This window comes from Vogesella sp. EB, assembly GCF_001037925.1.
Lineage (GTDB): Bacteria > Pseudomonadota > Gammaproteobacteria > Burkholderiales > Chromobacteriaceae > Vogesella > Vogesella indigofera.
In genome coordinates this window covers 1-21542 of the sequence record NZ_LFDT01000034.1, presented here as the reverse complement: position 1 = coordinate 21542, position 21542 = coordinate 1, and the positions used below count along the sequence as shown (strand labels likewise).

The following is a 21542-nucleotide window of genomic DNA, read 5'->3' as shown; positions in this document are numbered from 1 at the left end:
CCGGCCCGCAGCAAGCAAAAGACCACCGCACGCGGTGGTCTTTTCTTTTGCCGGCAACACTCAGAACTGCAGCTGCTTGCAGCGCGGACAGCGCATCATCATGCCGGCGATGGTGCGCACCTCGGTCAGGCCGCGCGCGGAACAGTGCGAACAGACCCGGTCGCGGCCGGGGGTATCGATCAGCTCCGGCTGACGGATGCCCCAGCTTTTCGGGGTAATCAGGCGGCGACTGGTGGTGGTTTTGCTGGCCATGGCATTCCAATCCGCATAGATCAAAATAAAAACTTATCGCAAAGCCATGGCATTTTCAACAATTTCCAGCAATCAGGCCGGACGCAGCTCCAGCAACATGCCGACGCGGCGCCACTGGCCGACTTCCTGGCCGAAGGCGCTGGTGGTCAGCGGATTGGCTTCCAGCCAGTCGCCGTCGATGGTGATGGCGTAGCCGTTCATGGTCTGCTGCACGTTCTGCACCGCCCGGCCATCGACATCGTTGCGGCTGCGACAGAACAGTGCGGCCAACCTCAGCGCCAGTACCGCGTGCCACAGTTCCGGATCGGCGATCTCGCGCGTCATCTTGCCCATGTCGCCACGGTGGCCGAGCACGATGGTGGCCAGCTCGCTCTGCTCGCGCCGCGAGAAGCCCGGCATGTCGGCGTTCTGCAGGATGTAGGCGGAATGCTTGTGGTAGGCGGTGTGCGCGATCGATAGCCCGATCTCGTGCACCTTGGCCGCCCAGTTCAGGCATTTCAGCAGTGGGCCGTCCGGCGCCACCATGCCGTAAAACTGCTCTGCAAGGCGCAGCACCCGCTCCGCCTGTGCGGTATCGACGTGATAACGGCGCTTGAACTGGGCAATGGTGGCATCGCGCATGTCCTTCTCCTGCTGTCGCCCCAGCAGGTCATAGAGCACGCCGTCGCGCAGTGCGCCATCGGTGACGATCATGCGCTCGATCTGCAAGGTCTGGAACACCGCGATCATCACCGCGAGGCCGCCGCAGATCACCGGCGCCCGGTCCGGCTTGAGGCCGTTCAGGTCGATGGTCTTGAACGAGCCGAAGCGCAGCAACTCCTCGCGCAGGCGCAACATGCCACCAAGGGTGATCTCGCCGCTGGTCCAGTCGTTGATCTCCAGGATGTCGCGCAGCGAACGCGCGGTACCGGAGGTGCCGACCGCCAGCTGCCATTCGCTTTGCGGATAGGCGTGGGTGATGCGCTGGATCTCGCTGGCAGCGGCCAGCTCGGCGTCGCGGAACGCGGCCTTGCTGATCTTGCCGCCCGGGAAATAGCGCAGGCTGTAGGTAACGCAGCCCAGCGGCAGGCTCTCGGTGACGTGCGCCTTGTACTGGCTGCCGATGATGAACTCGGTGGAGCCGCCACCGATGTCGACCACCAGCCGGCGCTCCTTGGTGGCCGGCAGGCTGTGCGCGGCGCCAAGGTAGATCAGGCGCGCTTCTTCGCGCCCGGCAATGATCTCGATCGGGAAGCCCAGCAGCCGTTCGGCCTCGCTGATGAAGGCCGGGGCATTCTTCGCCACGCGCAGGGTGTTGGTGCCGACGATGCGCACCTGGCGCGGCTCGAAGCCGCGTAGCCGCTCGCCAAAGCGCGCCATGCAGGCCAGCGCGCGATCGATGGTATCCTGCTCAAGCAGCTTGTCTTCGGTGAGGCCTCCGCCCAGACGGACGGTTTCCTTCAATACATCCAGGGGATACAGCTGGTCATCCACCACGCGCGACACTTGCAGCCGGAAGCTGTTCGAACCGAGGTCGACGGTGGCCAATACATCATAGGGGGGCGTAGTACTGTTCAAGAATCACCCCTTCTTGGAAACGGGTTGGGAAATGAAAAAACGGCGGTAACCGATGTTACCGCCGCCTTTGGACTACTGCACGCAAAATCAGACCGGTTCTTGCGGCAGGGTCTCGCGCTTCTTGTCTTCCAGCGAGGTATGACGGATGTCCTTGCCCTTCACCAGATACACTACGTATTCGGAAATGTTCTTGGCGTGGTCGCCGATGCGCTCGATCGCCTTGCAGATGAACAGGGTATCGATCGACAGTGTGATGGTGCGCGGATCTTCCATCATGTAGGTGATCTGCGAACGCAGCTCGGAGGCGTAGTCCTCGTCCAGCATCATGTCTTCTTCGGCCAACTCCACCGCGGCGGTGGTATCGAGGCGGGCAAACGCGTCCAGCGCGCGGTGCAGCATCGCCAGCGCCGACTTGGCCATCTTGTCGGCCTCGCGGAAGCGCGGCGTCGGATAGCGCGACGACTGGTACAGCGAACGACCGACGCGGGCGACCTTCTGCGCCTCGTCGCCGATACGCTCCAGATCGGTGATGGTCTTGATCACCGTGATCACCATGCGCAGGTCGCTAGCGGCCGGCTGGCGGCGGGCGATGATGTGCTGGCAATCCTCGTCGATCGCCACCTCGAAGGCATTGACCTTGGCATCGTCGGCGATCACACGGTCGAGACGATCGACATCCCCCTCCTGCAACGCCTCCATCGCGGCGCGGATTTGCTGTTCGACCAGACCCCCCATCTGCAGCACGCGGGTGCGGATATTTTCGAGCTCCATATCAAACTGCTTGGAAATGTGATCAGGCATGAGCGACCTCGTTGGTTTTCGGCTTCAAGCGCGCCATGATAGACGCGCAACATGACAGTTCTGTTGCAGCAAGATGCAAGGTAATGCAGTGTTTGCGGCCAACGTTGGCCGCAAGCGTGGCCGGCTGCGTGCGTAGAACGTATTCACGATCTGGCGAGCTCACGCGAGACAGGGCGAAAACGGCAGAGGAAGCGGAATTTACAAATGGTAAATGCGCACTCCTGGATCGTACTTAACGCCGTATCGCCCCATTGATATCAAGCCGGATAGCGAACAGGTTTTTAGCTCAGTTCCTTCACCCCAGCGGCCGTCCCCAGTAGCAGCACGTCGGCCCGGCGCTGCGCGAACAGGCCGTTGGTGACCACGCCGACGATCTGGTTGATCTGCTGCTCCAGCTTCACCGGCTCGGCGATCTGCATGCCGTGCACGTCGAGAATGATGTTGCCGTTGTCGGTGGTCACGCCCATGCGCCACTCCGGATGGCCGCCAAGCTTGACGATCTCGCGCGCCACGTGGCTGCGCGCCATCGGGATCACTTCCACCGGCAGCGGGAAGGCACCCAGCACCGACACGTACTTGCTCTCGTCGGCGATGCAGATGAACTGCTGCGCCACCGCGGCGATGATCTTCTCGCGTGTCAGCGCCGCGCCGCCGCCCTTGATCATGTGCAGGTGGTGGTTGACCTCGTCGGCGCCGTCGATATACACCGGCAGCTCGTCCGGGCCGACCGTGTTCAGGTCATACACCGGAATGCCGATCGCCTTCAGGCGCTCGGTACTGGCCACCGAGCTGGACACCGCACCCTTGATGCGGCCTTTGATCTTGGCCAGCTCATCGATGAAGAAATTGACGGTGCTACCGGTGCCGACGCCGACGATGCAGTCATCCGGCACGAATTTGATGGCCTGTTGTGCCACCAGCTGTTTCAGTTGATTCTGGTCCATGAGAGTACTCCGGAATGAGGAATTATTGCGGCACCAGCAGGCACACCGCCTGCGTTTCGATCGCCTCTGCCCGGCCGAGATAGCCGAGCTTTTCATTGGTCTTGCCCTTGACGTTGACGCAGGCCACGTCGATGGCCAGCAGTTCGGCAATGCGGGCACGGATGGCATCGATGTGCGGCGCCAGCTTCGGCGCCTGCGCGATGATGGTGCTGTCCACGTTGACCAGCTGCCAGCCGGCAGCGCGCACGCGGCGCATCGCCTCCTGCAGCAGCAGACCGCTGTCGGCACCCTTGAATGCTAGGTCGGTATCGGGAAAATGACGACCGATATCGCCCAGCGCCGCCGCACCCAGTACCGCGTCGGTAATGGCGTGCAACAGCGCGTCGGCGTCGGAGTGGCCGAGCAGGCCCTTATCGTGCGGGATGTGCACCCCGCCGAGCATCAGCGGGCGGCCCTCGACCAGACGGTGCACGTCGTAGCCCTGACCGATACGGAATGGCGTCATCTGCTTATCCTTTGCGTGCCGCGAGGATGGCGCTGGCCAGCGCCAGATCCTGCGGCCACGTCACTTTGAAGTTCTGTGCCTCGCCCTCCACCAGCCGCGGCGCGTGGCCGAGCAGCTCGATGGCGGAAGCTTCGTCGGTAATCGCCGGGTTGGCCGCATCCCGCAGCGCGTCGGCCAAAAGGCCGGCGCGGAACATCTGCGGCGTCTGCGCCAGCCACAGGCCGTCGCGCGGTACGGTGGCGGCGACACGGCCCTGCGGACTCGCCTGCTTGACGGTATCGGCCACCGGCTGTGCCAGCAGGCCGCCGACCGCGTCATCCTGCAGGCTGTCGATCAGGCGCTGCAACGCGCTGTCGCTGAGACAGCACCGCGCCGCGTCGTGCACCAGCACCCAGTCGTCGGCGTCGGCCGCCAGCGCCGCCAGGCCGCCGGCCACGCTCTCGGCACGGCTGGGGCCGCCGACGCGCAGCACTTCCAGCTTCGGCTGCGGCCAGTCGAAGCTGTCGAACCACTCGTCGCCGGGCGAGATCACCACCGCCACGCGACTGATCGCCGCATTGCGGCACAGCACGTCCAGCGTGTGCGCCAGCAGCGGGCGGCCCGCCAGCGGCAGGTACTGTTTCGGGGTCGCGGCACCAAAACGGCTGCCGTGGCCGGCGGCCGGCACCAGCGCGATGCAATCGCTCATGATTGCGCCGGCGCCGGGCTTTCGATGCTGCGCCACAGGCAGCTGCCCTTCACCGTCTTGTCGAGCAGGTCGAGGTATTCCTGGTGCGCGGCCAGCTCCTCGGCCGTCGGCGCCAGCACCGTCAGCGGCTTGCGCTCGAACGCGAGGTTGAGGCCGGTGCCGCCCTCGTTGTCACCGGGGCCGGCGTCCATCATCAGGCTTTCCTGGCCACGGGTCATCCACAGGTAGACCTCGGCCAGCAGCTCGCAGTCGATCAGCGCGCCGTGCAGGGTACGGTTGCTGCGGTCGATCTCGAAGCGGTCGCACAAGGCGTCCAGGCTGTTGCGCTTGCCGGGAAAGGTGTCGCGCGCCATGCGCAGGGTGTCGGTGACCAGCGCACACAGCTTGTCCACCGGCGCGATGCCGAGGCGGCTGAATTCGGCGTTGAGAAAGCCGACGTCAAACGGCGCGTTGTGGATGATCAGCTCGGCGCCGCTGATGAATTCCACCAGCTCGTCGGCGACGGCATGGAACTTCGGCTTGTCGGCGAGAAAATCCAGCGAGATGCCGTGCACGCGCTCGGCGTCGGGGTCGATCTCGCGCTCGGGGTGCATGTACAGGTGCAGGTGGCGACCGGTCAGCTTGCGGTCCACCATTTCCAGGCCGGCAAACTCGATGATGCGGTGGCCCTGGCTCGGCTCCAGGCCGGTGGTCTCGGTATCAAGAATGATTTGGCGCATGATGGTATCGGATGGGGTTCAAGGTTGGCCGCAGGCGGACAGAGGACTAGCGGCGCAGGCTGTCGACGCCGGCATTGGCCAGCTGGTCGGCGCGCTCGTTGAATTCATGGCCGGCGTGGCCCTTGACCCAGCGCCACTCCACCTGGTGGTTGTTGCGTAGCGCGTCCAGCTGCTGCCACAGGTCGGCATTCTTCACCGGCTCCTTGCTGGCGGTCTTCCAGCCGCGCGTCTTCCAGCCGTGGATCCACTCGGAGATGCCTTTTTGCACGTACTGCGAGTCGGTGTACACCACGATGCGGCAGCTGCGCTTCAGCGTTTCCAGGCCCCGGATCACCGCCAGCAGCTCCATGCGGTTATTGGTGGTGCCGGCTTCGCCGCCGAACATTTCCTTTTCCTGCCCCTTGTAGCGCAACAGTACGCCCCAGCCACCGGGGCCGGGATTGCCCTTGCAGGCGCCATCAGGGTAAATCTCGACGATCTCGTCAGTCATGCAATGTCTCGTTATCAGAGCTACGGGTAAGCGGGTTGCGGTCGTTACCGCCGGCGACCAGCATCGCCCGGGCCGGCTTGGCCGGTGCCCAGCGCGGCGTGATCAGGCGCAGGCCGCGCTGGCGCTTGACGGCGACGACACCATAGACGCCGGCGGCCAGCGGCCAGCAACGTGCACCGGTGCTTTCCATGAACTGCCAGCGGGCCAGCCAGTCCTTGCGCGCCAAAGGCGGCGAGTATGCCATGAATGAGGTCGCCTCGTGCTCCAGCTCCAGCAATTTCAGCCAGTCGCGGATGCGCGGCAGCGACACGAAGTTACCGCGCCACGGGTTGTCTTCCCGTCCCTGCAGCAGGCGGCGCACGCCCCACAGCGACGCCGGATTGAAACCGGTGATGATCAGCCGCCCTTCCGGCACCAGCACCCGCGCCGCTTCGCGCAGGACCTGGTGCGGCAGGCTGGTAAAATCCAGCCCGTGCGGCAAAATGACCAGATCCAGGCTCTTGCTGTCGAATGGCAGGAAGGCCGGATCGCAAACCACGCCCGGCTCGCCGCAGGCCGCCGCCAGACCCTTCCACGGGATGCGGTTCATGGCGAGAAAATCGTGCTGGCACAGGCCGATCTGCAGCGCGCGGAAACCGAACACGTCGGCCACCGCGCTGTCGAAGAAAGCCTGTTCCTGCGCCAGCAGGTATTGTCCCAGTTCGGCGCTGGCCAGCCAGTCAGCGAACTCTTCCATCATTGCAGGATCATTCATGGCCGACATTGTACGCATTACCCCACTCAAGGCGTTCTCTGATAATTATATCTGGGTTTTGCACGACGACCGCGCCGCGATCGTGGTCGACCCGGGTGACGCCGCCCCGGTGCAGCAGTTTCTGGCACAGGCGCAACTGGCGCTGCACGCGATCTGGATCACCCACCACCACCACGACCATATCGGAGGCTTGCCGGCGCTGCACGCGCAGTGGCCGGACTGTCCGGTGTACGGCCCGGCCGGTGTCAGCGGCGTCAGTGTGCCGGTGATGGAAGGCAGCCAACTGCCGGCACTGAGCCTGAGCTGCCAGGTCTACGAAGTCCCCGGCCACACCGCCAACCATCTGGCATTTCATTGCGGCCAGCACCTGTTTTGCGGCGACACCCTGTTTGCCGCCGGTTGTGGCCGCGTATTTGACGGCAGCATAGAAAGCCTGCACGCCTCGCTGCAAAGGTTGGCCGCATTGCCGCCGCAGACGCTGTGTTATCCGGCACACGAGTACACGCTGGCTAATCTACAATTTGCATTGACGCTGGAGCCGGACAATCCGGCGCTGCAGCAACGCTGGCAACGCGACAGCGCACGACGCGAGCAGGAGTTGCCGACGCTGCCCTGCCTGCTGGCGGACGAGCTGCAGCACAACCCGTTCCTGCGTTGCGGCGAGGCCGGCATCCGCCGCGCCGCGCGCCACCATCAGCCCGGGGGTGGCAATGACGCGCTGAGCGTGTTTGCCACCCTGCGGCAATGGAAAAATGACTTCCGCACCAGCTGAATGGCCATTCATCCGCCTGGCAAATAGTTTTGTCGTGAAAGACACAAAAATTAAGAAATTAAATGAACAACATAGCGCTTCATAATTGACGTCGCAGGCGGGCGTGGTAGCATCGCCCGATATGCTCCGATCAGGCCGTTGCCATGAAAAAATTTACCCCGCTCGCCCTCGCCGTTCTCCTTGCCCTGCCCGCCGCCCACGCGACCACTAGCGTGACGATACCGGGCTGGAGCACGCCCGGTGTCGACGACGGCCTGGCCGCCGGTCTGGACATGATGCTGATCAACACCAGCCTGCTGCGCAACGGCGACAACGTGTGGCAACGCGCACGCGAAGGCTTCCAGCTGCCGGAGGTGAATCCCGAGCTGGTACGCCGCCACGAGAAGTACTACACCGCGCGCCCGGAATACCTGCGCCGCACCCTCGATCGCAGCCGCAAATACCTGTTCCACATCATGAACGAGGTGGAAAAGCGCGGCATGCCGACCGAACTGGCCTTCCTGCCGGTGGTGGAAAGCTCCTTCGTACCGAGCGCCAGCTCGCCGGTCGGCGCCGCCGGCCTGTGGCAGTTCATGCCGGCTACCGGCCGCGAGTACGAACTGGAGCAGACCTGGTGGTATGACGGCCGCCGCGACGTGGTGGAATCCACCCGCGCCGCGCTGGATTACCTGCAGGTGCTGTACAACCGTTTCGGCGACTGGAACCTGGCGCTGGCCGCCTACAACTGGGGCCAGGGCAATCTGAGCAAGGCGATCAGCCGCGTGCGCGCCAAGGGCGAAACCGAAAGCTACGAAAACATCGTGATGCCGGCCGAGACGCGCAACTACGCGCCGAAACTGCTCGCCATCCGCAACATCATGGCGCAGCCGGAGAACTTCGGCCTGCGCATCGACGTGCTGCCCAACAAGCCGGCCTTTGTCGCCGTCAGCACCGGCAAGCACATGAACATCGACATCGCGGCGAAGCTGGCGGAAATGCCGGTCTCCGAGTTCAAGGAACTCAACCCCGCGTTCAACCTGCCGGTGTATGCCCACAAAAGCGGCCGCCAGATGCTGCTGCCGGCGACCAAGCTGCACCGCTTCGAGACCAACCTGGCCAAATGGGACAAGCCGCTGCTGACCTGGCAGGTGCATGTACCGGAAAGCGACCTCAGCGTCACCGAGCTGGCACAGCAATTCGACATGAACCCGAACGAGCTGCTGGTCGCCAACAGCCTGCAGGGTAACCGCACCGTCAACGCCGGCCGGCCGGTGCTGGTTGCCGCCCGCACCCAGGATGCCCCGGCGACACTGGAAGCCAGTGACGTCGCCCCGGCCAGCACACCGGCGGTGCTGCTGGCCAGCAACAGTGAACAGCCGGTGGTACGCGTTGCGAGCGTCAGCGTTGCCGCAGCCACTCCGGCCACCACCGCAGCACCTGTCGTCACGCCTGTCGTTGCCAGCGTCACGACCAGCTCCGCCAGCAGCACACCGGCAAGCTCACTGACAAGCAGCCCGGTCACTGCCGTTGCCGCGCCGGTTGCCGCACCAGCCGCCGCCCTTGCCGCCAACAGCCCTGCCGCTAGCGTCGCTCCCGTCGCCGTTGTGACAAACAACGTCGCCACGCCTGCCGTCACCAGTGGCAACAGCATTACCGTCGCACTGAGCCAGCCGGTCAGCAAACCGCAAGCCGCCCCGGCTCCGCGCGCCAAACCGGCAGCGACCTCGGTGGCCACCACCAGCGACGCTCCCGAGCTGCCGTTGCGCCCGGCCACCCGCGTGGAAAACCATGTCGTTGCCAACGGTGACACGCTGTACAACATCTCGCGCCGCTACAACATGAGCGTGGCGGAACTGAAAAGCCTGAACACACTGAACAGCGATGCGGTCAAGCTGGGGCAGAACCTGCGCGTGCTGGGCGCCCCGCTGGGCAACGTCACCGCTAGCGTGACATCGCCACTGCGCACCGTTGCCTATCAGCAGCCGGCACGCAAATCGGCCGAGTACGTGGTGCAGGCCGGCGATACCGTGTTCAGCATTGCCCGCAAGTTCGGCATTCATCACAGCGACATCCAGCGCTGGAACACCCAGCTGGTTGCCAACCAGATCCAGCCAGGCCAGGTGCTGCGCGTCGAGGACGGCGGGCTGTAAGCCGCATCCGGCAAACCATGACAAAACGCCTTGCACCGGTCGGTGCAAGGCGTTTTTCATGATGGTCACGCTAGCAAGGCACCCTGCCGCCAACGGCGGCAGGCCCCGGCCACGGAATCAATCCCAGGGTACGTCGACCGTGCCAGGCGCCGCGGCGGCGGCTGGCGGTGCCGATGCGGTCGGCGCTGCAGCCGGAGGCGCAACGTTGGCCGCATCCTGCAAGCCTCCCAGCGCCTGCACCAGATCGTCGATCAACTCCCCCAGCTCCTCGCTCATCAGCAGGAAGGTCGCCTCAAACAGGCTGGCGGCGTCGTCCCCCGCCTGGCTGGCTTCTTCCTGCAGCACGTCGAGGAACTGCAGCTTTTTCAATTGCAGGGTATCGGTCAGCGTGAAGCGGATGCGCTCGCGCCAGATCAGTCCGAGGCGGGTCACCTGCTTGCCGGTGGCGATATGCTGACGAATCTCGTCGGCGGTCAGGTCCATGCGGGTGCAGCGCACGACCGCGCCGTTTTCCGAGCTGTCCTTCAGCTCGCAGTCGGAATCCAGTACGAAGTCGCCGCTAGCCTCGCCCGCCGCCAGCCAGTCGGTCATCAGCGTGTGCGGCGACAGCACCGTGCGCGGCAGCGTGGCCGGCAGCGGCGGCATTGCCTCGCGCAGATTGCTCAGCAAGGCTTCTGCCTTGCTGGCGGAGCCGCTGTCCACCACCAGCCAACCGCGCGCCAGATCGAAATAGGCGGCCGTGCGGCTGGTACGGGTAAAGGCGCGCGGCAGTAGGTCGTCGGTGATCTGCTCCTTCATCGCCAGCTTTTCCTTGCGGCCAACCTTGCGCAGCTCCTGCTGCTCGATGTCGCGCAACTTGGCGTCCAAGAAGTCGCGGATTACGCCGGCCGGCAACACCTTGTCCTCGCGACGCAGCGACAGCAGCAAGCGCTCGCGCTGCACATACAGCGGCTCGTCGAGATGGGGTGCCGGAGCGACCCAGCCCTCGCTGAACCAGTCGAGGCCGGAACAGCGCTGGAACTGACGGGCATTCAGGGCATCGGCCAGCTTGCTGGCCACGATCTGCTCCGGGGCAGGCAGCTGGTAAAAACTAAGTTGTCGGAACCACATGATATTGACTTGAATTATCCAGAAGAAGGGAACGGTCGCTGCGCCACATCAGGCCTTTTTGGCCAGCGCACGACGGATAGCCAGCAGATCCTGCCACGCCTTGGCTTTTTCGCCAGGGCTGCGCAGCAGATACGCCGGATGAAAAGTGACGAATAAGGGGATGCCCTGATACTGGTGCGTCTCGCGTCGCAGCGCGCCAATGGCGGCATCGCTCTGCAACAGCGCGTGGGCGGCGAAGCGACCCAGCGTCACCAGCACCTCCGGTTGGACGTGGGCAATCTGCCAGCGCAGGTAGTCGGCACAAGCGGCCATTTCGTCGACGGCCGGATTACGGTTGCCCGGCGGGCGACACTTCAGCACATTGGCGATAAAGACATCGTCCTGGCTCAGACCGATGGCAGCCAGCATATTATCCAGCAGTTGCCCGGCCTTGCCGACGAACGGCAGTCCTTGCTTGTCCTCTTCCGCACCGGGCGCCTCGCCGACCAGCATGATGCGCGCCCGCGGATTGCCCTTGCCGAACACCGCCTGGGTACGGGTCTGGCACAGGCCACAGGCGGTACAGCTTGCTACCTGCTGCTGCAAGGTGGCCCAATCGGGCAACGCCGCCACGGCCGGTTCGACAACGGCAGGCGCCGGCACCGCTGCCACCGCCGGCACAACTACCGGAACGGCGACCGCTGGCATCACGGGTGCGGCAGCAGGCACAAGGTTGGCCGCAACCGGTGCCAAGGCCGGCTCCGGCGCCGCGCCATGGCGCAAGCGCCAGCGTGGTGCCAGCCCCAGCTCGCGAAGCAGTAGATGTTGGCGGCTCATGATAGCGGACACTCCATCAGCAGCGCGTCCTCGCGGTCGTGCTCATGCCGGTAGTAGCCCTTGCGCACACCGCAGTCGACAAAACCGAGCGAACGATACAGGCCGATGGCCGCGGCATTACCGGCGCGCACCTCCAGCAGGCAACGACTGGCACCGGCGGACTGCGCTTCGGCCAAGGCTGCCTGCAGCACGGCGCGGGCATGGCCTCGACGCTGCATGGCCAGCGGCACGAAAATATTGTGGATATGCAATTCGTCCAGAATCTGCTCGGAAACCAGCACCGCCAGCCACGCGTCTGCCGGCTGCAGCACCTGCACCCGTTCGCTGGCGGAGGCCAGCGTTTGCGCGTAGACCGCCGTGGCCCACGGATGTGCGCACACCGCCGCCTCCAGCTGGTGCAGCGCTTCGGCCAGCGCCGGATCGGACAGCCGGCGCAGCTCAGCCATGCTTGCGTGCTTGCTGTTCGGCGGCTGTCAGCGCCACCTTGTCGCGGATATACAGCAGCCCCGCCGCCTCCGGCGCCACGGCAGCATAGCCGCCACGGCGTACCAGCCGGATATAGCTGGCCGCATCCGGACGCAGCTCGTACACCGTCTTGCCAGGGCAGGTCAGCTCCTGTGCGCAGTCGCCCGCCAGCACCGGGATATCGGCGGGAACGGTCAACTCGCCCCGCGCCTGCAGCGTGATCGGCGTCAGCGCCACGCCGTCGCGATAGCTCGCGGTGTAGACCTCGTTCATGCGCGCATCCATCACCACCTGCACCGCCGGCGCACCGGACTGGAAGGCAATCACGTCCAGCGTCGGCACCGGGATCAGCGGCAAGTCATGCGCCAGCGCCAGTCCCTGCGCAATGCCGCAACCGATGCGCAAACCGGTAAAGGCACCCGGCCCCTGGCCGTAAATGATGCCGTCCAGTTCGGCCAAGCCGATGCCGCTATCGGCCAACAGGCGCTGGATCAACGGCAGGGTCTCTTCGGAGTGGCCATTCACCACCGGCAAGGTTGACGAGAAAAAACGCTCGTCCACAGCGACCGCAATCGAAACATGCGTGTTCGACGTATCGATAGCCAGATACTTCATGATTGAGTTAACCGAGAGAAACAGAGGGGTGATTATAGACTAAGCTCTTCCACCCAAGAGAGTGCACTGGTGTGCAACAGGTTCAAGGCCTCGGCCTCGATGTTCAGGCGCTGCGCCAGTTGCGGCAGATTGTCGGTGCCGGCTTCCATCGCCAGCACCAGTTCCAGGCACAGGCCATAACGGCCGGCATGCACCATCAGCGCCTCGCAAATCTCTTCCGGCAGGTTGAGATGCTCCAGCGCCAGCGCGATCGGCATATCGAAAATCACATCCAGCAACGAAAACATGCCAGTAATGAAGAAACTGTCCGCGACATCGGAAGGCAGACCGGACTCCAGTGCGATCAGCTCCATCATGCGCGCACGTGACACCGCGGTTTTCTGCAGCGCGGCCGGCATCAGGCCGTTTTCCGAACTGGTCACCAGCAGCAGCGTCAGCCAGCGGTACAGGCGTTTGTAGCCCAGTACCGTCAAGGCATGCGAGAACGAACTGATAGTGGTATTCAGCCCGGCTGCGGCCGAGTTGACGTAGCGCAGCAACTTGAAGGACAGCGCAACGTCGGTTTTCAGCACCGCCTCCACCTCTTTCAGCGCCGCATCCTGACGCAGCAGGTTCAACAGCTTGAGGGTATTGGCAAAACTGGGGTGTATCACCTTGGCGGACAGGGTTTCCGGCTTGGCAAAGTAGTAGCCCTGATAGCCGTCCAGCCCCAGATCGCGGGCCAGATGGTAGTGTTCATAGGTCTCGACGCGCTCGGCGATACGGATCACCGGATAGCTGCGCAAACGTACCGCCAGCGTCTGGAAAGCCTGTGCATCCATCGACTGCACATCCAGCTTGACGTAGTTGGCCAGGTCGAGAAAGGCCGCCGCCGGCGATTCGAACGAAAAGCCATCCAGCGCCACCCCGAAGCCGAGGGAACGCAGGTGACGGACACGGGACAGCAGCTCGTTGGAAGGCGTCAGCTTGCCGGAGATTTCCAGCACTACCCGCCGCGGCGGCAGCAACTCCAGAAAGTCGCTGCCGATCATCGACTCGCCGACATTGATGAAGGCCAGCTTGTTGCCGATCAGCCAGCTGGTACCCATGTGGTTCAGGGTATTGACCAGCACCTCGGTATCGGCATCCAGCTCGGCATGCCGCCCGATTTCGGTCGAGGTTTCGCTTTCACGGAACAGCAGCTCATAGCCGATGAGCTGCTGGTTACGGTTCAGAACAGGCTGTCTTCCCAAAAAAGCCGATACGGACATTGCAAGCAGGCTCAGTAAGAATAGTTGTCAGCGTTGCGAAGCATCATCGCGCCACCACTCGGTGCATCCGCCTGCCCCATCAGCAAGTCTTCCATGTCCAGCACCAGCACCACCGAACCGTCACCGGACAGGGTGGCACCGGCAACGCCTTTCGGACGAATGTTCTGCAGCGGCTTGATCACCACATCGTCACGGCCGACAAAGGAGTCGACGGCGAGGATGAAGGACTTCTCGGCGGACTGCATCAGCACGCCGAATTGCGGCTTCTGTGTCGGCGCCCAGTTCAGCAGGTTGGCCAGTGTCTTCAACGGCAGGATCTCGTCGCGCACCACGATGGTTGGCCGTCCCGAGACTTCCTGGATTGCGGCAACATCGATCGGAATGATTTCACGCACCATCGCCAGCGGCACCGCAAATGGCTGGTTGCAGGCACGCACCACCAGCACCGGCAGAATGGCCAGCGTCAGCGGCAGCGAAATGCTGATCTTGGTGCCGACACCCTGCTCGGAGTTGATGTCGATACGGCCATTCAGCTTCTGGATATTGGTGCGTACCACGTCCATGCCGACACCGCGGCCAGACACGTTCGAAATCTGGTCCTTGGTGGAGAAGCCCGGCAGGAAAATCAGCTGCAGGCACTGCTTCTCGTCGAGACCGTTGGCCGTTTCCGCATCGATCAGGCCTTTTTCGATGGCCTTGCGGCGCAGCGCCTCGGGATTCATCCCCTTGCCGTCATCGGTGATCTCGATGACGATATGATCGCCAACCTGCTCGGCCGACAACTGCACCAGCGACTGCGGCTTCTTGCCGACGCTGATACGTTCTTCGGAGGACTCAACTCCGTGATCGACTGCATTGCGCACCAGATGCACCAACGGGTCGTTCAGGTCCTCAATCATGGTCTTGTCGAGTTCGGTTTCCTCGCCGGTAATGACCAGCTCGACCTCCTTGCCCAATTGCCGCGCCAGGTCCCGCGCCAGACGCGGGTACTTCTGGAACAGGCGCCCGATCGGCTGCATGCGGGTCTTCATCACCGCATTCTGCAAATCGCTGACTAGCAGATCGAGCTGGCTGATCGCCTCGTCAAGGGAGCGCAGGGTATGCGTCTCCATATTGCCCTGCAGGATTTCGGTACGCAGCGTGGTCAGACGGTTCTTGGTCAGGCCGATTTCACCGGACAGGTTCAGCACCTGGTCCAGACGAACGGTATCAATGCGAATGGTGTTTTCCGGCGGCGCACTGGCCATGCCTTGTTGTGGCGCCATCTTTGCCGGTACCGGCTTGGCGGCCACGACTGGCACCGCCGGCGTCTCGACGACAGCCTCGACAACCGGTGCCGTCACCACCGCAACCGCAGCCGGTGTCGCTGCAGCAGGGGCGCCTGTCTTGGTCACTGCCGCGTGCAACACATTCCAGTCCGGTGTATTGGAGGCCGCAGCCGGTGCCGCAGCAGGCGCAGCCACGGGTGCAGCGGGAGGCACCAGGTTGCCTGCCAGCGCACTGTCCAGTGCTGCGAGCAAGCCGGCATCCGGCGCGGCCGGCGACAGCCCTTGCGACAAGGTGGTGAACATGCCGCGCACCACGCCCGTCGCATCCAGAATCACATCCATCAGTTCCGACGACAGCGGCAACTCGCCGTTGCGCAGCTTGTCAAAAAGGTTTTCGGTACGGTGACAGATGGTCACCATTGCCGATACATTCAGAAAGCCGGCTCCGCCCTTGATGGTATGGAAGCCCCGGAAGATATCATTCAGTAACGCCTTGTCATTAGGCCGTTTCTCAAGCTCGCATAGCTTGTTGTCGACATCGGACAACAGCTCCGTGGACTCGAGCAGAAAATCCTGCATCAGATCTTCCATACCTGCAAAGTCGCTCATTTTGACTTCCTTTTCATTATCGGCCCGCAGTAGACGGCCTAGACGATCGCGCGCCTTAGAAACCCAAGCTTTCCAGCAAATCATCCACTTGCTGTTGATTGGTTACCACGTCGGAACGGCCATCAGGGTTCACGACCGGACCTTGCAGCAGATCGGTGCCCAGCTCCACTTTTTTCTCGGCTGGCAGGTACTCGATCAACACGGTCAGCAGCTCGCTTTCCAGCGTTTTGACCATGTCCATGACCTTCTTGATCACCTGCCCGGTCAAGTCCTGGAAATCCTGCGCCATCACGATCTCAAGCAACTGGGCATTGGTCGCCGCCGTCTGCTGTGGCGCCTGGGCCAGGAAGCGGCGAGTATCTGCAGCCAACAACTTGAAATCGTCAACCGACAACTGGTTGGCAAACAGCTGGTCCCAACGGCCCGACAAGCTTGCGGGCTGGGACTGCAGCTCATCCTGGATCGGACGGGCAATATCGGTTGCATTCAGCACCCGCTCCGCGGCATTGGCCGTCAGCGTGGCGATGTAACCCAAGCGGTCTTTAGCGTCAGGAAGGGCATCCGCCACCTTTTCCAAGGACTTGTCGTAACCAAGCTCACGCAGCGCATCGTGCAGCTTGCGGGTCATTTGGCCGACCTGGGCATAAATTGCCAATGCAGCCTGGGGATTCGCACCATCAACCTCTGCCGAGGGCGCCTCCTGCTGAGAGGCCTGCTGTTTGGCAATGCTTTCAAATAGAGCTTCCAGCTCTGGCGAATCGCCACTTTCAAGAAGATGATCCGGCACGACAATTTCTCCTGGCAACAGTACAGGCTGCTTTTATTTGTTTAGGCTCTGGAAGATCTTGCCCATCTTTTCTTCCAGTGTCGCGGCAGTAAACGGCTTCACGATGTAGCCACTGGCTCCAGCCGTCGCCGCCTCGATAATGTTTTCGCGTTTCGCTTCGGCAGTGATCATCAGGAACGGCAGCGTCTTCAGTTGCGGATCAGCCCGCACCGCACGCAGCAGTTCGATGCCGGTCATGTTTGGCATGTTCCAGTCGGAGACGATGAAGTCAAAATGCTGTGTTTTCAGCTTGTGCAATGCAACCTGACCATCCTCGGCTTCGTCGACATTGGTAATACCCAATTCCTTCAAGAGGTTGCGCACAATCCTTCTCATTGTTGAGAAATCATCAACAACCAGAAATCTCATATTCTTATCTATCATTGGCTTTTTCCTGAGCTGATATCAATTCCCAGCTTATTTTGTTCCTAGCGCTGAAGGAAAGGAATGATTGTATCCGCAAGCACCGCAGGGTCAAACTTGGCGACATAGGCATCAACACCGACACTGGCGCCCATGGCCCGGTTGGCATTGGATGACAGGGACGAGTGCATCACCACCGGAATACCGGAAAACCGGGCATCCGACTTGATCAATTTGGTCAACACATAACCATCCATTTCCGGCATTTCCGCATCGACCAGAATCAGTTTCAGATTGTCATGCAGGCTTTCGGAGTCGGACCAGGTTCTGTTCGCCAGCACCTGCAATTTGTCCCACGCCTCTTTGCCGTTGTTTGCCTGATGATACTTGAGGGACATCTTGTCCATCACGTTGGAAATCTCTTTCCGCGCCACCACCGAATCGTCAACGAAGAAGACATACTGGTCATCCTCCAACGCCGCCTGTGGAATATCCGGCAAACGGGTCTCGCCGACAACGCTGGACAGGATCTGCTCAACATCCAGAATGGAGACCAGCTTGCCGTCATCCAGCTCGGTCACCGCCGTGATCAGCGTCTGCTGGGTGGTATTCATCACGTTTTCAGGCGCGCGCACCTTGTCCCAATCGACACGAATGATGCGATCCACCGAATCCACCAAGAAAGCCTGGGTGCTTTTGTTGAACTCGGTGACGATCATGGTGTTGTAGCCACCCTCCGCCAATTCACAACCAATGAACTTGGCCAGCGAAATCACGGGGATGATGTTGCCGCGCAGGGACAATACCCCTTCGACACCAAACGGCATATTGGGGGTTTTGGTGACGAAAGGCGTCTGCGACACTTCACGCACCTTGAACACGTTGATCCCGAATGTTTCGCGGGTACCCAACGAAAACAGCAGAATTTCCATCTTGTTCGATCCCGCCAGCTTGGTACGGGCATCGATATTGGCTAGCAAAGAGGCATCAGATGCGGACATGGCCACTCCTTAAATAAAGCGCAAATCAGCTCAAATCTTCAGCATCTCGCGGATTTTCATCGAGAGCTTTTGTGGCTCGAACTTGGATACATAGGCATCGACGCCAACCGACTCACCCAGCTTCTGGTTGGATTGCCCCGACAGCGAGGAGTGCATCAGCACCGGAATGCCATGGAAGCGCGGATCGGACTTGATGAGCTTGGTCAGCATATAACCGTCCATCTCAGGCATCTCGACGTCGGTCAGCACCAGGTTCACGACATCGCTCAACTTGCGCCCAGCCAGCTCGGCCTGCGACGCCATGCGCTGCAGGTCATCCCATGCCCGCATTCCATTGATAGCCGAAGCATACTTGATGTTCATGACCTCAAATGTTTGCTGGATCTGTTTGCGAGCAACCGCCGAATCATCGGCAAAGTACACCATGCGCGGCTCTTTAATCGGATCGATGCCAATGAACTGGTGCTCGTCACCGTACATGGCTGTTTCCGCCAGCACCTTTTCAACGTCCATCATCATGACCAGCGTACCGCCATCCAGCTCAGTGACCGCAGTGACTAGACCGCCCATCCGGTTGGTAATCATCTCCGGCGGCACCCGCATTGCTGCCCAATCCAGACGCAGGATGGTATCTACCGCCTCGACCAGAAAGCCTTGGGTATGACCGTTGTACTCGGTCACGATCATGATTTCCGGGCGTTTCTCGCTGACGATGCCGGCGTAGCGTGCCAGATCGATCACCGGCACCAGGCTGCCACGCAGACTAACCATGCCTTCGACGGAAGACGGCATTTCCGGCGCAGAGGTGATTTCCGGGGTCCGCATCACTTCACGCACTTTGAAAACATTGATACCGAAGGTCTCCTTGCGCCCCGTTCTTTGGTCAACCCCAAGAGAGAACAAGAGAATTTCCAGTTTGTTCGTTCCTGCCAGCTTGGTGCGGGCATCGATTTTTTTAAGAAGCTCAGACACGGAAACCTCCGAGGAAAAATTCATTTCTTACGACAAAGACATTCATGCCAGCCTGCGTCAAGCTTTACATTCCAGAATGGCAACACTCCGAGTAGTATCGCCTGTGCTCCATAAGGAGTCCAGCACCATCACATCCCGCGCACAGGGGTAGGATTATCATACGGTTTAACTAGCCTTTACAAATGGCGCCTGCTTAATGTCGAATAATCTATCAACAAATACCACCCCGGAAACGTTGGCCGCAACATTTGCCCACTTTAATGCGGTAACCGATGAGTTGATCAAAGCATACCAACAGCTTGAGATCAAAGTTGAAGAGTTGAACACTCAGTTGACCCAAGCCAATGATGAGCTACTGCAAAAGTCGCAAGCCAACGCCCAGCTGGCACAGCGACTGGCCACCCTCGTCAATGAATTACCTGCCGGTGTCATCGAAACCGATGCAAAAAAACAGATCATCTCATTGAACAATGCAGCGAAAACGATGCTGCCCGGACTGCAGAGAGACGCGCACTGGAACGAAGCAGCACTACTGCGGCAGATGGATGCAGACGGCGTAATCCACCTTGCCGACCCGCATAGCGGCCGGACACGCTACCTGACCCTGCAAACCTGCCCACTAGACGACCGGTCGACGATCTTCCTCCTTCATGACGTGGGCACATTGCGCCACCTGCATGAGCAACTGGCACAACAAAACAAGCTCGCCTCCATGGGGCAAATGGCCGCATCGCTGGCCCATCAGCTGCGCACCCCACTGGCCACCGCCCTGCTCTACGCCAAGAACCTGGAGCGGCCAACACTTTCAGCCGAGGAACGACTAAAGTTTTCACGTAAGATTGTCGACCGCCTGCAAGCGCTGGAGGGACTCACCCAGGAAATGCTGGGCTTTGTGCGCCAGAACACCTCCAGCGAACAGATCACCCGCTACCCGCTACCCGAACTGGTACACGAGTTGGAGCAGTCCTTCGCGCCACAGTGCGAGGGCCATGGCGTGCACTTTCAGATTCATGCCGCGGCACTGGAGCAAACGTCGCTGAACTGCCGCCCCAAAGAGCTGGCAGCGGCCATGATCGGCCTGCTCGAAAATGCACTGCAACACGTACCGGCCGACGGAAAGATCACGCTGGAGGTGCTGAACCGCGAAAACTGTCTTACATTCAGAATAAGAGACAACGGCCCAGGCATTGCTCCAGAGCTGGTACCCCGTATCTTTGAACCCTTTTTCACGACCAGAGCGAACGGCACCGGTCTTGGCCTCGCCATCACCAAGCGGGTAATTGACGCACTGGGGGGCGAGCTAAGCTATCATCGCGAAGATGACAGCACCGTGTTCTCGGTTGTCCTTCCACAGGCTGGCGAACCATGAATGGCAATGACTCCATGATGAAACCTATTGTTAAACTGCGCGGCCATGTTGGCAGCATCTTTCTTGTTGGCCAATTCGATTTCAATGCCCACAAGGCATTCCGCCAAGCAAGCCAAGAATTGCTCGACAACAATGACATCACCGAAATTGAGGTCGATTTCGATCAGGTACCCTATCTGGACAGCTCGGCACTGGGCATGCTGCTACTGCTGAAAGAACGCACCAGCAGCGCTAGCAAGGGCTTGGCACTGGTCAACTGCCGGGAGACCGTGCGCCAGGTACTGGAAATTGCCTGTTTTACCAAGCTATTCAATATTTCTTGATACTTGCCGGTAGCCTCACTGCCGGCATGGACGGTAAAATCCGCAGCTAATTCAAGCGCCTTGGAAAACAACAAGATGAGCATCAAATCCGACAAATGGATCCGTCGTATGGCTGAAGAACAGGCCATGATCGAGCCATTCGTGTACGAGCAGGTCAAGCAGGTTAACGGCGAGAAAGTCATTTCGTACGGCACATCGAGCTACGGCTACGATATTCGCTGCGCCGATGAATTCAAGGTCTTCACCAATATCAACAGCACCATCGTCGACCCGAAGAACTTCGATCCACAATCGTTTGTCGAGGTATCCGGCAAGGGCTACTGCATCATCCCGCCCAACTCCTTTGCCTTGGCTCGCACCGTCGAATACTTCAAGATTCCGCGCTCGGTTCTGACCGTGTGCCTGGGAAAATCGACCTATGCCCGCTGCGGCATCATTGTCAACGTCACCCCGTTTGAGCCTGAATGGGAAGGCTACGTCACGCTGGAGTTCTCCAATACCACGCCGCTGCCAGCAAAAATCTACGCCAACGAGGGTGTGGCGCAGGTGCTATTCTTCGAGTCCGACGAAATCTGTGACGTTTCCTACAAGGATCGCGCCGGCAAGTACATGGGACAAGTCGGCGTTACCCTGCCACGCACCTGAGGCATTGGCCAGGCCCGTCGCAGCGCAATTCCTTCTCGCAATTCAGGCCATCTGGTCTAGGATGAAGAACACGGCGGGCAATACTGTTGCTGACGTGTTTCTTCCTGAGCGTTGTGGTTCCCCCTTGCCGCAACGCTCTTTTTTTGCTTTATTTTCAAGCAAGACGAGCACAGCCATTTCTTACCTCAGCTTCAATCGACTGAATCGCCCCGGCTTCTCTAGACACTCTTGAGTCGTTGGAAATATTGCTTCTCAAACTCTACCGGCGATAGCCCATTTGCGGAACCATGCCGGCGCTT

At 61.1% G+C, this 21542-nt stretch carries 24 protein-coding genes; 5 read left to right on the top strand and 19 right to left on the bottom strand.

All coding sequences use genetic code 11. From position 1 onward, the window contains the following. Positions 1-60: 60 nt before the first annotated feature. The 9 genes from ACG97_RS14945 to ACG97_RS14905 form a co-directional block, all read right to left on the bottom strand. The gene (locus ACG97_RS14945) at positions 61-252 is read right to left on the bottom strand and encodes a hypothetical protein (protein ID WP_047968171.1); all 192 of its coding nucleotides are present in this window, start codon (positions 250-252) and stop codon (positions 61-63) included. 72 nt (positions 253-324) lie between these two features. Next, positions 325-1809, bottom strand: a complete 1485-nt coding sequence (gene ppx / locus ACG97_RS14940; protein WP_047968170.1) for an exopolyphosphatase — start codon at positions 1807-1809, stop codon at positions 325-327. A gap of 87 nt (positions 1810-1896) precedes the next feature. Then, the gene (gene phoU, locus ACG97_RS14935; protein WP_047968169.1) at positions 1897-2610 is read right to left on the bottom strand and encodes a phosphate signaling complex protein PhoU; all 714 of its coding nucleotides are present in this window, start codon (positions 2608-2610) and stop codon (positions 1897-1899) included. A gap of 281 nt (positions 2611-2891) precedes the next feature. Next, a complete protein-coding gene (gene rpiA, locus ACG97_RS14930; RefSeq protein ID WP_047968168.1) occupies positions 2892-3554 on the bottom strand; it encodes a ribose-5-phosphate isomerase RpiA in 663 nt (220 codons plus the stop codon). A 22-nt stretch (positions 3555-3576) separates the two neighbouring features. Further along, complete coding sequence (gene ispF, locus ACG97_RS14925) at positions 3577-4059, bottom strand: 2-C-methyl-D-erythritol 2,4-cyclodiphosphate synthase (protein WP_047968167.1); 483 nt, start codon at positions 4057-4059, stop codon at positions 3577-3579. Between the two features lie 4 nt (positions 4060-4063). Further along, entirely contained in the window at positions 4064-4747 is a 684-nt protein-coding gene (gene ispD / locus ACG97_RS14920; RefSeq protein ID WP_047968166.1) for a 2-C-methyl-D-erythritol 4-phosphate cytidylyltransferase, read from the bottom strand. Then, on the bottom strand, positions 4744-5466 hold the full coding sequence (gene dnaQ, locus ACG97_RS14915) for a DNA polymerase III subunit epsilon (protein ID WP_047968165.1): 723 nt from the start codon (positions 5464-5466) through the stop codon (positions 4744-4746). The genes ispD and dnaQ overlap by 4 nt, the downstream gene beginning before the upstream one ends. Positions 5467-5512: 46 nt before the next feature. Further along, the gene (rnhA, locus tag ACG97_RS14910; RefSeq protein ID WP_047968164.1) at positions 5513-5956 is read right to left on the bottom strand and encodes a ribonuclease HI; all 444 of its coding nucleotides are present in this window, start codon (positions 5954-5956) and stop codon (positions 5513-5515) included. Next, entirely contained in the window at positions 5949-6710 is a 762-nt protein-coding gene (locus ACG97_RS14905; RefSeq protein ID WP_238377360.1) for a class I SAM-dependent methyltransferase, read from the bottom strand. Before ACG97_RS14905 ends, rnhA begins: the two co-directional genes overlap by 8 nt. On the opposite strand from ACG97_RS14905, the gene gloB reads away from it, so the two are divergent. After that, positions 6709-7482 (top strand): hydroxyacylglutathione hydrolase, encoded by a 774-nt coding sequence (gene gloB / locus ACG97_RS14900; RefSeq protein WP_047968162.1) that lies wholly within the window; start codon positions 6709-6711, stop codon positions 7480-7482. The genes ACG97_RS14905 and gloB overlap by 2 nt on opposite strands. Positions 7483-7625: 143 nt before the next feature. Next, positions 7626-9611 carry a LysM peptidoglycan-binding domain-containing protein gene (locus ACG97_RS14895; protein WP_047968161.1) on the top strand — a complete coding sequence of 662 codons (1986 nt, stop codon included), beginning with the start codon at positions 7626-7628 and terminating at the stop codon, positions 9609-9611. A 117-nt stretch (positions 9612-9728) separates the two neighbouring features. Here the strand turns inward: ACG97_RS14895 and ACG97_RS14890 are convergent, their stop codons facing one another. From ACG97_RS14890 to ACG97_RS14845, 10 genes are read right to left on the bottom strand one after another with little or no spacing between them, the layout of a single operon-like run. After that, a complete protein-coding gene (locus ACG97_RS14890; protein WP_047968160.1) occupies positions 9729-10721 on the bottom strand; it encodes a recombination-associated protein RdgC in 993 nt (330 codons plus the stop codon). Positions 10722-10769: 48 nt separating this feature from the next. Continuing rightward, positions 10770-11537: a uracil-DNA glycosylase gene (locus tag ACG97_RS14885; RefSeq protein WP_047968159.1), complete on the bottom strand. Its 768-nt coding sequence runs from the start codon at positions 11535-11537 to the stop codon at positions 10770-10772. Further along, complete coding sequence (gene rimI / locus ACG97_RS14880; protein ID WP_047968158.1) at positions 11534-11983, bottom strand: ribosomal protein S18-alanine N-acetyltransferase; 450 nt, start codon at positions 11981-11983, stop codon at positions 11534-11536. The genes ACG97_RS14885 and rimI overlap by 4 nt, the downstream gene beginning before the upstream one ends. Next, entirely contained in the window at positions 11976-12617 is a 642-nt protein-coding gene (gene tsaB, locus ACG97_RS14875; protein ID WP_047968157.1) for a tRNA (adenosine(37)-N6)-threonylcarbamoyltransferase complex dimerization subunit type 1 TsaB, read from the bottom strand. Before tsaB ends, rimI begins: the two co-directional genes overlap by 8 nt. Before the next feature lie 32 nt (positions 12618-12649). Further along, positions 12650-13849: an EAL and HDOD domain-containing protein gene (locus ACG97_RS14870; RefSeq protein WP_238377358.1), complete on the bottom strand. Its 1200-nt coding sequence runs from the start codon at positions 13847-13849 to the stop codon at positions 12650-12652. Positions 13850-13878: 29 nt separating this feature from the next. Then, entirely contained in the window at positions 13879-15744 is a 1866-nt protein-coding gene (locus tag ACG97_RS14865) for a chemotaxis protein CheA (protein WP_047968155.1), read from the bottom strand. 55 nt (positions 15745-15799) lie between these two features. Beyond that, positions 15800-16531 (bottom strand): protein phosphatase CheZ, encoded by a 732-nt coding sequence (cheZ, locus tag ACG97_RS14860; protein ID WP_047968154.1) that lies wholly within the window; start codon positions 16529-16531, stop codon positions 15800-15802. A gap of 33 nt (positions 16532-16564) precedes the next feature. Continuing rightward, a complete protein-coding gene (cheY, locus tag ACG97_RS14855; protein WP_202902794.1) occupies positions 16565-16951 on the bottom strand; it encodes a chemotaxis response regulator CheY in 387 nt (128 codons plus the stop codon). A gap of 47 nt (positions 16952-16998) precedes the next feature. Next, complete coding sequence (locus tag ACG97_RS14850) at positions 16999-17934, bottom strand: chemotaxis protein (RefSeq protein WP_047968153.1); 936 nt, start codon at positions 17932-17934, stop codon at positions 16999-17001. Positions 17935-17964: 30 nt separating this feature from the next. Next, positions 17965-18906: a chemotaxis protein gene (locus ACG97_RS14845; protein ID WP_047968180.1), complete on the bottom strand. Its 942-nt coding sequence runs from the start codon at positions 18904-18906 to the stop codon at positions 17965-17967. Between the two features lie 196 nt (positions 18907-19102). On the opposite strand from ACG97_RS14845, the gene ACG97_RS14840 reads away from it, so the two are divergent. The 3 genes from ACG97_RS14840 (at position 19103) to dcd (ending at position 21243) form a co-directional block, all read left to right on the top strand. After that, on the top strand, positions 19103-20275 hold the full coding sequence (locus tag ACG97_RS14840; RefSeq protein ID WP_047968152.1) for a PAS domain-containing sensor histidine kinase: 1173 nt from the start codon (positions 19103-19105) through the stop codon (positions 20273-20275). A gap of 14 nt (positions 20276-20289) precedes the next feature. Beyond that, positions 20290-20598: an STAS domain-containing protein gene (locus ACG97_RS14835; RefSeq protein ID WP_238377357.1), complete on the top strand. Its 309-nt coding sequence runs from the start codon at positions 20290-20292 to the stop codon at positions 20596-20598. A gap of 75 nt (positions 20599-20673) precedes the next feature. Then, positions 20674-21243 carry a dCTP deaminase gene (gene dcd / locus ACG97_RS14830; protein WP_047968178.1) on the top strand — a complete coding sequence of 190 codons (570 nt, stop codon included), beginning with the start codon at positions 20674-20676 and terminating at the stop codon, positions 21241-21243. Positions 21244-21542: the final 299 nt, after the last annotated feature.